We start from the raw sequence: 15,494 nt of genomic DNA on the forward strand, positions 1-15,494 counted from the left end.
TCGGATCATTGGCTTAAAAGCCTATGGTCCGGCGGAAAAATACCGTCTGAAAAGGATGTGCCGCAGCTACGTCTTCTTCCGAGGGTATTTTTAAAAGAAAACACAAAGGAGCCGAGAAACAGATGTTAAAGTATTTAGGTAAACGAATCGCACGTTCATTTCTTACACTGATCATCATTCTGACCGCGGTGTTCTGTCTGCTGCGCCTGATGCCAGTCGAGGGATATTTCCAGAACTTTGATAAAATGACGACTCAGCAGATCCAGGTAAGTTTAAAGGAGATGGGGCTTACAGATCCTCTGCCGGTCCAGGTGGTCCGATTCTTTAAAGACCTTCTTAACGGTGATCTGGGTGTATCCAGGATCTATCGATCCAATGTCCCTGTGTCTGATATTTTAAAGGATAAGGTTCCTGTCTCTGTGAAACTGGGGGTCTGGTCCATGGCACTCTCTCTTTTTGCGGGGCTTCCCATGGGGGCTTTGATGGCGCGGTATAAATACAAGTGGTTCGATAAGATCGCAACTCTTTTCATTGTCTGTATCCAGGCAGTTCCTGCTGCAGTTTATTTTCTGTATATCCAACTCTACGGTACCAAACTGATGGGGGTGGGATTGTTATTCCAGATCAATGATCCGAAGTACTGGGTTCTTCCTGTTCTTTCCATGTCCCTTGGAAATATGGCCTTTTATGGTATGTGGCTGAGACGGTATATGGTGGATGAAAGCAATAAGGATTATGTGAAGTTAGCTAAGGCAAAGGGGATGTCAGAGGGCGGAGTCATGTTTAAGCATATTTTCCGCAATGCCTTTGTTCCTTTGGCCCAGTATATTCCTACTGCATTTTTGAATACAGTCATAGGATCCATTTATATTGAATCCCTTTACAGTATTCCGGGAATGGGAGGTCTTCTTGTAACAGTAATTAAAAAGCATGATAATACCATGGTTCAGGGCATTGTCCTGCTCTATGCCTGTGTAGGTGTTCTGGGACTTTTACTGGGCGACCTTCTTATGGTATTGCTGGATCCCAGAATTAGTCTGGGAAAGAAAGAAGGTGACAGATGATGAAGCAGTTTTCTTATCGTCATACTAAAGAAGCGGAATTCATGGAAAATATGGAAGAAGGATCGTTATTTTCCTTTGCAGGCTTTAACGAAAGGGAAGCGGAGAAAACAGGATACAGCAATTATTCTTACTGGTACAGCACCTTCCGCGCTTTTTTAAATAACCGGGGAGCCTTTGTCCTTCTGGTATTTTTGATTCTTCTCCTGGCGTTTACTTTTATCCAGCCCTATTTGCCGGGGCAGTATGATCCTAATATGATCATCAATGATGCAAAGGGGATGCAGTTTCGTAACATTCCTCCGGGAAAAGACTTTATTCTTGGAACCAATTCCATTGGACAGGATTTATGGGCAAGGATCTGGGCTGGAACCAGGACTTCTTTGATCATCGGATTGTCTGTGGCCCTGGCGGAAGCGGTCATCGGCATAACAGTTGGAGTAATCTGGGGGTATGTGAGAAAGGCGGATTTCATTCTCACGGAAATCTACAATATCATTGACAATATCCCTAATACCATTGTTCTGATCCTGATCTCTTATATTTTAAAACCCAGTGTTAAGACACTGGTGTTTGCCATGTGCCTGACCGGCTGGATTCAGATGGCCAGATTTATTAGGAATCAGATCCTTATTATCCGGGACAGGGATTATAATGTTGCCAGCCGCTGTCTGGGAACACCTGTCAGCAGGATTATTTTAAAAAACCTGCTTCCTTATCTGGTGTCTGTAATCATGCTGCGCATGGCCCTGACCATTCCGGCTGCTATCGGAAACGAAGTGTTTATTACATACATTGGCTTGGGACTTCCTGTGAATATTCCAAGTCTAGGCAATCTGATCAACGAAGGACGGGCTTTGATCACCACCCCTGCATTGCGCTATCAGCTGGTTTATCCGACAATCATCCTTTCCTTTGTCACCATATCGTTTTATATCATCGGCAATGCATTTTCGGATGCCGCTGATCCCAAGAATCACATGTAAGGAGAGACAGCATGAACCAGGAAAAGATTTTAGAGGTAAACGATCTGGACATCAAATTTGAACTGAGGGGAAAAGTCCTTCATGCCATACGCGGGATTTCCCTTGATCTATATAAGGGAGAGATTCTGGCTATTGTTGGAGAATCGGGAAGCGGAAAGTCTGTTTTTACCAAATCCTTTATGGGGCTTTTGGAGAGAAATGGGTATGTGGATGGCGGAAGTGCTGTTTATTCCGGGGCAGATGACCGGAAGAACGTTGATTTAACTGCCGTAAAGAGGGAGAAAGACTGGCTTAAGATACGGGGGCATGAGATTGCGATGATCATGCAGGATCCCATGACCAGCTTAAACCCTTTAAAACCCATTGGAGTTCAGATCATGGAAGCAGTGCTGCTTCATCAAAAGGTGGGGCATTCAGAAGCAAAGAAACGGACGCTTAAATATTTAATGGATGTGGGAATTCAAGACCCGGAAAAAAGGTTTGACCAATATCCTCACGAGTTTTCCGGGGGGATGCGCCAACGGGTGGTGATCGCCATTGCCATTGCCTGTAATCCACAGATCCTTATTTGTGATGAGCCGACTACGGCTCTTGACGTGACCATACAGGCTCAGATCCTGGATCTGATTAAGGAACTGCGCCATAAATACAGGCTTTCTGTGATTCTGATCACCCATGACCTAGGAGTTGTGGCCAACATCGCAGACAGGGTGGCGGTTATGTATGCCGGGGATATTGTGGAGATTGGTACCTGTGAAGATATTTTTTATGATGCAAGGCATCCATATACCTGGGCTTTGCTTTCTTCCCTGCCCCAGGTGGGGGTAAAGGGGACGGATCTGTTTTCTATTCCAGGCACACCTCCCAATCTTTATACGGAGATAAAAGGAGATGCCTTTGCTCCCCGCAATCCCCAGGCCCTTAACATTGATTTTGTAAAAAGGCCTCCTTATTTTGAGGTATCGCCTACCCATAAGGCGAAGACCTGGCTGTTAGATCCCAGGGCACCTAAGGTAGATCCGCCGCCTGTGGTCAGCAAAATCAGGAACGGAGGGCTGATTTAATGGAACGTGAAGTACTGTTGGATGTAAGAGATCTGGATGTAACCTTTGGTGAGCGCAGAAAGAAATATGAAGCGGTAAAGAAGGTAAACTTTAAAATATACAAAGGAGAAACCTTTGGGCTGGTGGGGGAGTCCGGGTCAGGGAAAACCACCATTGGCCGTGCGATCATGAGGATTGTTCCAAGCTGCGGAGGAGATATCCTTTATAAAGGCGAAAAGATCAATGGGAGAATCCCTGCAGAGCTGGACCGGAAGGTCATTAAGGAAATACAGATGATCTTTCAGGATCCTCAGGCTTCCTTAAATGAAAGGGCCAAGGTGGATTATATCATCAGCGAAGGACTGATGAATATGGAAAAAGGATTAGGGGAAAAGGAACGGAAAAAACGGGTAGACCAGGCTCTTCTTGACGTGGGGCTTCTTCCGGAATTTGCAAGCCGTTTCCCTCATGAGTTTTCCGGAGGTCAGAGGCAGAGAATCGGGATAGCCAGATCTCTTATTATGAACCCGGATTTTATCATTGCTGATGAACCGATTTCTGCTCTTGATGTTTCGGTTCGGGCCCAGGTACTAAACCTACTAGAGGATATGAAGAAGAAGCGGCAGATCACCTATCTTTTTATTGCCCACGACTTATCTGTTATGAGATTTATCACGGACCGGATCGCAGTGATCCGAAAAGGTGAGATTGTGGAAATGGCGGAAACGGAGGAACTGATCACCCATGCCCTTCATCCCTATACAAGGGCGCTGCTTTCCGCAATACCCATGCCGGATCCGAAGCATGAAAAGGAGAAAAAGCTTATGGTTTATGATCCTTCGATTCATGATTATTCATGGGAGAAGGCTTCCTGGAGGGAGATAAGACCAGAGCATTTTGTGCTGGCAAACCGGAAGGAAGCGGAAGAATATAAAAACTGTATAAGGATTGAATGAGTAAAAGAATGAGTCTTTAATATAACGGATCAGTAATAGAATCGTTGGAAAATATCATATACTCCTCCAGTGACAGACAGCTAGAGTGATAAAAGCTGCCTGTTACGGGAAGGAGTTTTTAATTTTTGGGTAACATTGACATTCCGTATATCTGACCATATAATAATGAAAAATACAGTACCTGGCAGTTTGCCAAAAACGGGATAACCGTTTGTACTGTCATGAAACGGTATAAAAAGTGCCGGAAGGAATATAGCAGGAAGAACAGGAGGAGATGACGATGAAATCTTATGGGATTATAAAGATACCGGTCGCTACTATTTGGGATGGCCGGTCGGAGATAAAAGAGAATAACCTTGGAGAGACAGTGTCGGCTATTTCGGATGAAGGGCTGTATGGAATGGGGCTTTCGATAACCGGGGCAGAAGATCGGGGATTTTATCCGGTGAGGACATTTTACGGTTATTCCGGTTTTATCAGGAAAGAAGAAATGGAACTGGTGAGTCTTAAAGAACTGAAATGCTGGGAAGAGTGCGGGCTTATGGTTACAGATGGAAGTTACGTGGACATTCTTTCTCTTCCAAAGGTTCAGGGAGTGCGTCTTTTAAGCCTGTTCCGTGGTTCTCTTATCAGGGTACTTTCCTTTGAATCAGAAACTGAAGGCTGGGCCAAGGTGGAGCTTTTGGATGGGCGAGTGGGCTATATGAGAAACCAGTTTTTAAGGAAGAAGGAATTTTCCCAGTCTGGTCTGTGGACGAGGGAGCTTCCGCAAAAGGAGATTGTGGATGAAGCATCATTCCGTAAGTCGGCGGTAGAGACAGCAAAGCAGTATCTGGGGACCCAGTATCGCTGGGGAGGAAGATCTACTGCAGGCATCGACTGTTCCGGGCTGACTTCGGAAAGCTATCTATTAAACGGAATCCTTATCTACCGGGATGCCAGGATAGAACCGGGATTTCCGGTACATGAGATACCAAAGGATGAGATGCTTCCCGGCGACCTTATGTATTTTCCGGGACACATCGCCATGTATATGGGAAATGGTGCTTATATCCATTCTACGGGAAAAATTGGCAGCGGCGGTGTGGTGATCAACAGCCTAAATCCTCAGGCAGAGGACTATCGGGCGGATCTTGCAGAAAGCTGGTATGCGTCAGGGAGTATTTTTGGCACAGCTCCATTGATGCAAACTCCGTGCTGAGGAAGTATGGCTGCAAAAGCAGATGCTCGAATGCGCGGGAGTCTGTCGTACAGATTCATTATTTAATAAGTTAAGAGAAAGGTCGGATAAAATGGATTCCAGACTGACATTAGAGAAAAGAATTGAAGCGGAGATCATGAGCTATGACGGGAAAATAGGGATTTATCTGGATGATTTCCATGGCAATGTTATTGCCATTCACGCAGATGAGGCATTTGAGACAGCAAGCACCATAAAGACCTATATACTGGCATGCCTGTTTGATGAGGTGGAAAAGGGAAACAAAAGCCTTGAGGACATGATCGAGTACAAGGAAGAACATGTGGTGGACGGAAGCGGTGTTCTTCCGGCTCTGGAGCCGGGAGCAATGCTCAGGGTAAAGGATGCGGCAACTCTTATGATCATTGTAAGTGATAATATTGCAACCAATATGATGATAGACTATCTGGGGCTGGAGAGGATTAACCAATGCATCAAAGCCCTTGGATGCAAGGATACGGCGCTGTACAATCCCATTCACTTTGAGCAGTACGACAGGCTTGGGACCAGTACGCCTGAAGATTATGCAAGCATTTTTATCCGTCTTGCAAAAGGGGAGCTTATCAGTCCGGGGGCGGATGAAAAGATGCTGGATATCTTCAAAAAGCAGCATTATAACAGTATGATCACTAAGGATTTTCCCCCGTTCTATATGGACAGTGACAATACGGATGACATCCTGATTTCCGTTGCCTCTAAAAGCGGAAGCATGGATGCCTGCAGAAATGACGGCGGCCTGGTGTTTACTCCCTATGGGCCTTATGCCATCGTCATGTTCCACAAGGAATTTTCTGATGCCATGTATTATCCGGCCCACCCGGCCACCGTGTTCGGGGCCAGGGTCAGCCGGATGATCCTGGATCAGTTTTTAGCATTGGAGGGAAGATTTTTAAAATAAAGAATCAGTGTGTATTTTTACTAAAAAATATATATATAAGTTCAAAAATCACGACATTATTACTGATTTTTCGGTATCTGCTTTTGACTTTTTTTGTTATTATTAGGTAACAGAAAAAAACGGAGGGATATCTATTATGAAAAAACGAACGGCATTTTTGCTGGCGCTTACAGCGGCTCTCAGTCTGACCGCATGCGGTTCCAAACAGGAGGCGGCAGCTACTAAGGCAGAGACAGCTGCGGAGACGCAGACGGCGGCTGAAAGAACAACGGCTGCTGCAGGGGAAGAGAAAAAGGATTCAGGGGAAGATGGAGATTTATCGGAACTGATCAAGGCAGCTCAGGCTGAAGGGGAATTAACCGTATATGGCTCCTGTGAAGAGGAGCATTTGTCTGCGGTATGCCAGTATTTTGAAAAGACCTATGGCATTAAGACAAAGTTCCAGAGACTTTCAACCTCAGAGGTTTATACCAAGGTTTCTGAGGAGGGAGGAAAGCCTTCTGCTGATGTATGGTTCGGCGGAACGACTGATCCCTATAATGAAGCGGTTGCAGCTGGGATTTTAATGCCTTATGATGCCATGAATGCCAAGAATCTTATAGGAGACCAGTATAAGGATTCTACCAATAGCTGGTATGGTATTTATAAGGGTATTCTGGGTTTCATGGTGAACACAGAGGAATTAAACAGACTTGGGTTAGAGGCTCCCAAAACCTGGGATGATCTGACGAAAGATGAGTATAAGGGACTTATCATGCTTTCCAATCCCAATACAGCAGGTACGGCTAAGCTGGTGATCAATACCATGGTACAGATGAAGGGCCATGATGCTGCTATGGAGTATTTTAAAAAGCTGGACAAGAACATTGCACAGTATACAAAATCAGGTTCCGGTCCATCTAAGATGGTTGGACCTGGGGAATGTGTCATTGGAGTCGGTTTCCTTCATGACGGGATCTATCAGATTCTTCAGGGATATGATAACATTCAGCTGATTGTTCCTGAGGATGGAACCTCCTTTGAGGTAGGTGCAACTGCGATCTTTGAGGGCGCTGCTCATCCAAATGCAGCAAAGCTGTGGATCGAATATGCCCTGTCACCAGAGTGCGTGGATCTTGCAAAGGAAAACGGTGCTTATCAGTTCCTGGTTTTAAAGAACGCAACACAGCCGGAAGAAGCTGTACGCTTTGGCCTTGATATGAATAATACCATTGATTATGATTTTGAAGATGCAAAAGAAAACAGTGCGAAATATGTGGAAGATTTCTTTGAAGCCTTGGGAAGCTCTGCAGACAAGGCAGATGCCAACCGTTTCCTGACACAGTAAGGAGACTGAGGCGGGAAATAAACGTCCGGCTGTATGAAGGAACATGCTGCGTAATGCGTAAAAGGCCATTACGCAGCATTTTTACATCATAGAAGTCAGGACTCCTGCCTGGAATGATGAAAGGAGGACTATTATGGCCAGCTTGCAGAGTAACCGGCTGGAGCGCAAAAAATTCTTTTCTGACCCGATTTTGGTCAGTATGATTGCAGTATTGCTTATTTTTCTTGCGCTGTTTATTCTTTATCCTCTGTTTATGCTGTTGATAGACAGCTTTTATGCGGAGGGCTCTGTTACACTTCAAGTGTTTCGGAGGGTTTTAAATCTGGAACGGTTCCAGAATGCTTTCAAAAATACACTGGTTCTTGGATTTATCACGGGGACCGCTTCTACGGCCATCGGATTGCTTTTTGCTTATGTCGAGGTGTATGTGAAGCTGAAAACTAAGGTTTTGGAAAAGCTCTTTGGGCTTGTTTCCATGCTTCCGGTGGTATCTCCGCCATTTGTTCTGTCTTTGTCCATGATCATGCTTTTTGGAAGGAGCGGCCTGATCAGCAGGTCCCTGCTTCACATATATGATTCTAATGTCTATGGGCTTAAGGGAATTGCCATTGTCCAGACTCTGACCTTTTTTCCGGTATGCTACCTAATGTTAAAGGGGCTTTTAAAAAATATAGATCCTTCTCTGGAGGAGGCCACCAGGGATATGGGGGCCACCAGGTGGAAGGTGTTTTCCAGTGTTACTTTTCCTCTTTTACTGCCGGGACTTGGCAATGCGTTTCTGGTGACCTTTATCGAGTCTGTGGCGGATTTTGCAAATCCCATGCTGATCGGCGGGTCCTATGATACTTTGGCCACCACCATTTACTTACAGGTAACAGGAGCTTATGACTCCACGGGCGCGGCGGCCATGTCAGTTGTTCTGCTGTCCCTGACGGTCGTGCTGTTCCTGATACAGAAGTATTATCTGGAGAAGAAAACAGCAGCTACTTTGACGGGAAAGGCTTCCCGTATGAGAATGCTTATCGAGGATAAGAGTGTGACTGTCCCTCTGACTTGTTTCTGCGGCATTGTTGCGGCTTTTGTTCTGCTGATGTACATCATGGTTCCCTTTGGCGCTCTGTTTACTCTCTGGGGAAGGGACTACAGCTTAAGCTTTAAGTGGTTTCAATATATGTTTAAAACCAGCGGAATCAAGGCATTTAAGGACTCCTTTGTGCTGTCCTTAATCGCTGCGCCTCTCACGGCATTTTTATCCATGGTCATTTCTTATCTTGTGGTTAAGAAGCGGTTTAAGGCAAAGGGCTTTATTGAGTTTGTCTCCATGCTTGCAATGGCTGTTCCGGGAACGGTTCTTGGTATTGGTTATATCCGGGGGTACGCAAACGGATTGTTCCGTTCTGGATTTATGAGCGGGCTTTATGGGACAGGGCTTATCCTGATTATTGTATTTATTGTCCGGAGCCTTCCTACCGGTACCAGAAGCGGGATATCTGCCCTGCGCCAGATTGATAAATCCATAGAGGAATCTGCTTATGACATGGGAGCCAATTCGGCCAGGGTGTTTATGTCTGTGACCCTACCTCTTATCAAGGATTCTTTCTTCAGCGGTCTGGTAACGGCCTTTGTTCGCAGCATTACCGCTATTTCCGCCATTATCCTGCTGGTGACGCCAGATTTTCTGTTAATCACCTGCCAGATCAATGAGCAGGCGGAAAAGGGAAATTACGGTGTGGCCTGTGCTTATGCAACCGTATTGATTCTCATTACCTATGGTGCGGTTCTCATTATGAATGCTATGATGAAGTTTTTCGGAGTCAGCAGAGTCGTGAAGGATGTCCAGGACAAAGATTAAGGAGGAATATAACATGGAAAAACAGAAAAAAGGCGTTCGGTTGGAACGCATTTCAAAGATATACATGGATCCAAAGACCGGTAAGGAGTTTTATGCAGTAAAGGATACCTCTCTGGATATTGAGCCGGGAACCTTTGTTACCCTGCTGGGACCATCGGGCTGCGGCAAGACGACGACTCTTCGTATGATCGCGGGCTTTGAAAGCCCGGATGAAGGAGAAATTTATCTGGGAGAAGAGGCAATCAACCATTTGACTCCCAATAAAAGGGATACGGCCATGGTGTTCCAGAGCTATGCCCTTCTGCCTCATTATAATGTGTTTGACAACGTGGCCTACGGTCTTAAGATCCGGAAGGTTCCCAAGGAGGAGATCCGGGAGCGGGTCATGAATATATTAAAGCTGGTGGAAATGGAAGGGATGGAGACCCGCATGACGAACCAGCTCTCCGGCGGGCAGCAGCAGCGTGTGGCATTAGCCAGAGCCTTAGTCATTGAACCGGGAGTCCTGCTTTTTGACGAACCGTTAAGCAACTTAGATGCAAAGCTGAGGGTGACCATGAGGACTGAGATCCGGAAGATACAGCAGAAGGTCGGGATTACAGCAATCTATGTGACCCACGACCAGTCCGAGGCCATGAGCATTTCTGATAAGATCATCATCATGAGCAAAGGAAAGGTGGAACAGATTGGAAGCCCAAGGGAGATCTATTATCATCCCGCTTCCAGATTTGTGGCTGATTTTATAGGAGAAGCCAACTTCTTAAAGGCAGAGGTTTTGTCGGAAGAAGGAGAAAAAGCCATGATTTCGGTGGCTGGCAAAGAGTTTGAAGTAAACAATTTTGCAGGGGCCCATTCCGGAGATGAGGCGACTTTAGTGATCCGGCCGGAGGGTGCGATCCTGGCGGAGCAGGGGATTTTAGAGGGACTGGTCACCTTATCAACCTTCATGGGATCTTATCAGTATTATCAGGTCATGGTGGGAGATATGGAAATCCAGATAACGGATTACAATCCGGTTAACCGGAGAACCTATGAAGTGGGTGAAAAAGCTTATTTGGATTTTGATCCAAAGGGTGTTTACATCCTGTAGCACTGTGTTAGAATAATAATAATAAGTTTGAAGGGCAGGAAACGGGGACGATGAAAAGCTGGACCTTATGTGCTGCGGCCCTCCTGTGCATTGGCTGTCTGTCAGGCTGCGACCGCAGTTCCAAGATGGTGCCCGCAGAGTTTCATAAGGATGAGGAACTGATGGTGTACTGTCCTCATCCGCTGGAATTTATTAATCCTATTGTATCGGAATTTGAGGAACAGACAGGGATTAAGGTGGAGGTTTGCACGGGAGGGACAGGAGAACTGTTGAACATGGTGGAAGACAGGAAGGAACCCAGGTGTGATATTTTCTGGGGTGGCTCCCTGTCTACCACCATGGCTAAAAGTGAGCTGTTTGAGCCTTACATCAGCAAAAATGAATCCATGATCCAGGAAGATTACAGGAATAGGGAAGGAAACATGACCCGGTTTACTGATGTTCCAAGCCTGCTCATGGTGAATACCAATCTTGCCGGAGATATTGCCATAGAAGGGTATGGGGACCTTTTGAAACCTGAGCTTTTCGGAAAGATTGCCATGTGCGATCCTTCTACCTCATCCTCGGCGTTTGAGCATCTGATCAATATGCTTTATGCCATGGGAGGAGGAGAACCGGAGTCTGGCTGGGATTATGTGGAAGCCTTTTGTAAAAACCTGGATGGAAAGCTTCTTCAAAGTTCCTCTGAAGTATATCAGGGAGTGGCAGATGGGCGCTATACGGTAGGACTTACCTTTGAAGAAGGGGCGGCTCACTACATTGCTTCCGGATATCCGGTCCGTGTTGTGTATATGAAGGAGGGAGTTGTATCCAAACCTGATGTAGTATGCATCATCAAGGGTTCCGGCCACATGGAGTCAGCAAAACAATTTGTGGATTTTGTAACAGGTAAGGATGCCCAGACAGTTATTTCTGAAAGTCTAGGAAGGCGTTCCGTAAGGACGGATGTAAATGAACCGGAATATCTGCTGGATAAACAGGCGATCTACATCATTTATGACGAGGAAGGCGTGGTAAAGGAGAACAAAATGGAATGGCTGAGACGCTTTTCAGAGGTTTTTCAAAGCACCCTGAATTAGAATAGGGAGGGAGCATGAAAAAGGGACGATATTTCAAAGATGAGCTGCGCCGTCTGATCATGGGATATGCCATTATACCTGCAGTAGGTTTTACCCTGATCTGTACCCTGGTTTTTCTTGCGGTCCTGCTCTATGGGAAAAAAAGCGGGAATGAGTCCCACAATGCTTTCGTGGCAGCGGAACTGGAAAAGGTTCTTACAGGGTATGAGGAGAAGCTTGATGTGCTTACGGATTCTGACCAGCTTTTTGACAGGGATTCCGGCGCAGCCGGACGGATGGCCGTGTTTGAACAATTTTACAGGATGTCCGACCAGTTGGGTTATAAGGCTGATCTGTATGTTTTTGACGGCGAGAAGCGGGTGCTGTTATCTACAAGAAAGGATATCCCGGATTACTTATCAGGCAGGGAGGGCATCCGATGGGGATTGTTTGGAGCCATGGATGAGAATCCGGGAGAAACCAGAGTCCGATTAATGGAAGCCTGGAAAGGCCCGGACCGGGATATTGCCATGGGTATGGCAGTGATGCGGGGAGATAAAAAGGCGGGATACTTAATATTTACCATTAACAGCAGCCAGTTTAAGCCTGCGCTTGACCGGTCAGAAAGCCAAACCATCATTGCAGACCGGTTTGGCTGGGTTTATTTAAGCAGCAATTATTATCTGGTGAGCAGCAGCAGCCAGGTGTTAAAGGTGCTTGAGACGGCAGGCAGGTATCTGCCTTATGAAAAGAAGATGTTTCTCATATCCGTTCATCCGGCATACCATAATATGTTTTTAATCTATTCTGTAACGGATATCCAGAATATCGTGTTTTCCCTGGGGCTTAGCAGTGCACTCATCATAACGGCTCTTGTACTGATGACCATATGGGTACTGATCAGCACAAAGAAGGTGACGGAACGGAAGACCAGGGATTTTTACCTCCTCCTTCATGTCATGGAAAAAGCCAGAGATGGGAATTTAGACGCTTCCATAGAGATAGAAAGTGAAAATGAATTCCGGATCATAGCCGATACCTACCGGGAAACCATTGCCAGCTTAAAGCTGCAGATGGAGAATAACAGAAAGATGACGGAGCTGGTGGCAGCTTCTCAGAATAAGCAGCTGGAATCCCAGTTTAATCCGCATTTCTTGTTTAATACTCTGGAAAATATCCGGTATATGTGCATTATCCAGCCGGAGACAGCCGGGAAGATGGTGTTCTGCCTGTCTAACCTACTGCGCTACAGTCTGGATGGCAGCAGGACGGAGGTTACCCTGGAGGAGGATTTAGAGCACCTGGAGAATTATTTAACGATCTTAAAATACCGGTTTAACCGACGGTTTTCCTATGTGATTGATGTGGAAGAAGAGGTATTATCCTGCCGGATTCCAAGGCTGGTACTGCAGCCCATGATCGAAAATTCAGTCAAATACGGGTTTGGAAACCAGGAAAATTTAAGGGTGGAGCTTAAGGCTTATATTCACGAGGACCGGCTGATCATGATCTGCAGGGATGACGGGATTGGAATGACTCCAGGGGTTTTAAGTGACATTCAGGCTCTATTGGAGCAGGAAGAAAACAACAAACGGCATTCCGGGCTTTATAATATTCACAGACGGTGCAGAATTCTTTACGGAAGGCCTTATGGAGTGGAGATACGCAGTGCAGAAGGGCTTGGCACAACGCTGGTGGTGACCCTTCCGGCACAAAGGGAGGAATTATAATGTTAAGGGTGATGATAGCGGAAGATGAGGATATTATCCGCAAGGGGCTTATTTATACCATGGATTGGATGGGCATGGACTGTGTGGTGGTGGCTGAGGCGGCAAATGGACAGGATGGGCTTTCAAAGATTCTTGAGCATAAGCCTGACGTAGTCCTTGCAGATATCTGCATGCCGTTTATGGACGGGATTGAGATGATAAAGGAAGCCTCTAAAAGCGTAAAGTTTAAAAGCATCCTTCTGACAAGCTATGCAGAATTTGAATATGCGAGAAGGGCCATATCCGCCGGGGTCAGTGAATACCTGCTAAAGCCGGTGGATGAAGAAAAGCTTGCGGTCCTTATGAAAAGGCTGGGAGAGGAAATCGCAAACAGCCGCCAGGTGGAGTATGTGATGGAGCAGGCGGAATCAGACGCTGGGATCATGAACCTGGAATACTATATACAGCTGGACCTTTCAGAAAACAAATATGTTACAAAGGCGATCCAGGAAATCAAGTCAGGGTATGGGGATAAGCTGAGCGTGGAATCCATATCAGATAATCTGGGAGTCAGCGCCAGCTATTTAAGCCGGAAGTTCAAAGAAGTGACCGGACAGACCTTCCTGGACTTTTTAAACAAGTACCGGATTTCCCAGGCCATTGTTCTGTTAAATACCGGGCAATACCGGATCGGTGAGGTTTCCGATGCAACGGGGTTTACGGATTATAAACATTTTTGTGCGGTATTTAAGAAGTACACCTTGAAATCACCGTCAAAGTTCATGAAAGGGGTTTGACTTCATCAAGCAGGGCGTGGAATGGGAATATCTGATTGACCAGAAAGCCCGGCAGCGGAAGCTGCCGGGTAATGATGGAATAGAAAAGGTTAAAAGTTTAACAATTCGGTGATATCATGAATGGTATGAGTTGCGGCTGTCGGCAGGGGCTCTGGGGAGCGGCTAAAAAGACAGGAATCAATGCCTGCACCAACTGCACCCTGAATGTCAGAAGATATGCTGTCTCCTACCATGATGGTCTTGTCCTTTTCAAAGTTCGGAATATTTTTAAAACAGTGCTGGAAAAAGTGAAGGGATGGCTTTTCATAACCCACTTGTTCCGATATGAACATTCCTTCGAAAAGATGAAAGATGCCGGCGTTTTTAAGTCGCTGGATCTGGGTGGTATAAACACCGTTTGAGGCGGTGTATAAATGTTTCCCCCTCTCGTTTAACTTAATCAGGGTTTCCCTGGCGCCAGGGATTAAATCGGAGTTGTTTCCAAGATGACCACGGTAACGCCCTTCCGCCTCTTCTCCGTTAATTTCCATGTCATAAAGACGGAAGAATTCATGAAAGCGGGTATTAAGAAGTTCTTCTCTTCCTATCTTTTCCTGCTCTAATAAATCCCATAAGTGCCGGTTCATCTTTTTATAATGGGACAGCATTTCGTCATGATATTCCAAATCATAGGATTGGATCATCTTTATAAAGCCCTGCTCTTCGGCAGCGTCAAAATCCAGCAGCGTGTTGTCAATATCAAGTAAATAAATCTGATACATGTATTTTTTCCTCCATAGTTAAATGTTTTTTAAAAAAGTCCAAACAGATCCCCAGCAGCGGTGCCAGGAGAAGAATGCTGATAACGGTTCCTTCCCTTATTTGCAGAGGGGTATGTGAAAATAAGGTCAGGCATAAAGTGATAATTAAGAATATCACATCAAAGCTCATACGGACAGCGGTGAACTTCTTTTTATATGCTTCACTAATGATAAGGCACATACTTTCCAGAGGGAATTTTACGATTCCGATTGCAAGCACGGCCCCCAGGCTGATGGAAGCAATTATAATACCGATTAAATAAAGGATCACTCTGTAAAAATAGCTTTCAACGATAAAAACAGAAAGTAAGTGATACAGAAACAGGTTGATGATGTATCCGTTTGCAATGGTTGCAATAATCTGTATCCCATCTTTATAATTTAAGCGGGTACGTTTTAAAAGTAAATAGGATAAGAAGAACAGCGTATTGATCCCATTGAGTATGGTGCCAACCTTCAATTGAATGGTGTAAGATAATGTTACTGCCAATGCGTTTAAGACGCTTTGCCCGATAGCTGCCTTTAGCTGCAGCGATATGCCGAAGCCAAAGAATAAAAAGGATATAATGGTTATGGCCAGGTCGTTTATTTTTTTTCTGCTCATTGTTTTCACCTCGGGAATATGATACCATAAATACAGATTGATGACTATGAGAATTATCATATTGGGAATAAAG

At 45.5% G+C, this 15,494-nt stretch carries 14 protein-coding genes; 12 read left to right on the top strand and 2 right to left on the bottom strand.

Going from position 1 to position 15,494, the window contains the following annotated elements; all coding sequences use genetic code 11:
• Positions 1–122 precede the first annotated feature (122 nt).
• The 12 genes from H171_RS22975 to H171_RS23030 all read left to right on the top strand — a co-directional run bounded on the left by H171_RS22975 (position 123) and on the right by H171_RS23030 (position 14,017).
• Positions 123–1,064 carry an ABC transporter permease gene (locus H171_RS22975; protein ID WP_100307189.1) on the top strand — a complete coding sequence of 314 codons (942 nt, stop codon included), beginning with the start codon at positions 123–125 and terminating at the stop codon, positions 1,062–1,064.
• Positions 1,061–2,047, top strand: coding sequence for an ABC transporter permease (locus H171_RS22980; RefSeq protein WP_207655213.1), 987 nt, complete (start codon positions 1,061–1,063; stop codon positions 2,045–2,047). The genes H171_RS22975 and H171_RS22980 overlap by 4 nt, the downstream gene beginning before the upstream one ends.
• An 11-nt stretch (positions 2,048–2,058) precedes the next feature.
• Complete coding sequence (locus H171_RS22985) at positions 2,059–3,111, top strand: ABC transporter ATP-binding protein (RefSeq protein WP_100307190.1); 1,053 nt, start codon at positions 2,059–2,061, stop codon at positions 3,109–3,111.
• Positions 3,111–4,046, top strand: coding sequence for an ATP-binding cassette domain-containing protein (locus H171_RS22990; RefSeq protein ID WP_100307191.1), 936 nt, complete (start codon positions 3,111–3,113; stop codon positions 4,044–4,046). The genes H171_RS22985 and H171_RS22990 overlap by 1 nt, the downstream gene beginning before the upstream one ends.
• A 280-nt stretch (positions 4,047–4,326) precedes the next feature.
• Positions 4,327–5,247 carry a C40 family peptidase gene (locus tag H171_RS22995; protein ID WP_242977058.1) on the top strand — a complete coding sequence of 307 codons (921 nt, stop codon included), beginning with the start codon at positions 4,327–4,329 and terminating at the stop codon, positions 5,245–5,247.
• A gap of 91 nt (positions 5,248–5,338) precedes the next feature.
• Positions 5,339–6,184, top strand: coding sequence for a serine hydrolase (locus tag H171_RS23000; RefSeq protein ID WP_100307193.1), 846 nt, complete (start codon positions 5,339–5,341; stop codon positions 6,182–6,184).
• A 136-nt stretch (positions 6,185–6,320) separates the two neighbouring features.
• Entirely contained in the window at positions 6,321–7,511 is a 1,191-nt protein-coding gene (locus H171_RS23005; RefSeq protein ID WP_100307194.1) for an ABC transporter substrate-binding protein, read from the top strand.
• Positions 7,512–7,644: 133 nt separating this feature from the next.
• Positions 7,645–9,363, top strand: coding sequence for an ABC transporter permease (locus H171_RS23010; protein ID WP_100307195.1), 1,719 nt, complete (start codon positions 7,645–7,647; stop codon positions 9,361–9,363).
• 13 nt (positions 9,364–9,376) lie between these two features.
• Positions 9,377–10,453 carry an ABC transporter ATP-binding protein gene (locus tag H171_RS23015; protein ID WP_100307633.1) on the top strand — a complete coding sequence of 359 codons (1,077 nt, stop codon included), beginning with the start codon at positions 9,377–9,379 and terminating at the stop codon, positions 10,451–10,453.
• 50 nt (positions 10,454–10,503) lie between these two features.
• A complete protein-coding gene (locus tag H171_RS23020) occupies positions 10,504–11,532 on the top strand; it encodes an ABC transporter substrate-binding protein (RefSeq protein WP_100307196.1) in 1,029 nt (342 codons plus the stop codon).
• Between the two features lie 14 nt (positions 11,533–11,546).
• Positions 11,547–13,241, top strand: coding sequence for a sensor histidine kinase (locus H171_RS23025; RefSeq protein ID WP_100307197.1), 1,695 nt, complete (start codon positions 11,547–11,549; stop codon positions 13,239–13,241).
• The gene (locus tag H171_RS23030; RefSeq protein ID WP_100307198.1) at positions 13,241–14,017 is read left to right on the top strand and encodes a response regulator transcription factor; all 777 of its coding nucleotides are present in this window, start codon (positions 13,241–13,243) and stop codon (positions 14,015–14,017) included. The genes H171_RS23025 and H171_RS23030 overlap by 1 nt, the downstream gene beginning before the upstream one ends.
• An 89-nt stretch (positions 14,018–14,106) precedes the next feature.
• Here the strand turns inward: H171_RS23030 and H171_RS23035 are convergent, their stop codons facing one another.
• Positions 14,107–14,778 (bottom strand): YjjG family noncanonical pyrimidine nucleotidase, encoded by a 672-nt coding sequence (locus H171_RS23035; protein ID WP_100307199.1) that lies wholly within the window; start codon positions 14,776–14,778, stop codon positions 14,107–14,109.
• Complete coding sequence (locus H171_RS23040; RefSeq protein ID WP_100307200.1) at positions 14,756–15,421, bottom strand: YczE/YyaS/YitT family protein; 666 nt, start codon at positions 15,419–15,421, stop codon at positions 14,756–14,758. Before H171_RS23040 ends, H171_RS23035 begins: the two co-directional genes overlap by 23 nt.
• Between the last annotated feature and the right edge of the window lie 73 nt (positions 15,422–15,494).

It is taken from the genome of [Clostridium] celerecrescens 18A, assembly GCF_002797975.1.
GTDB lineage: Bacteria > Bacillota > Clostridia > Lachnospirales > Lachnospiraceae > Lacrimispora > Lacrimispora celerecrescens.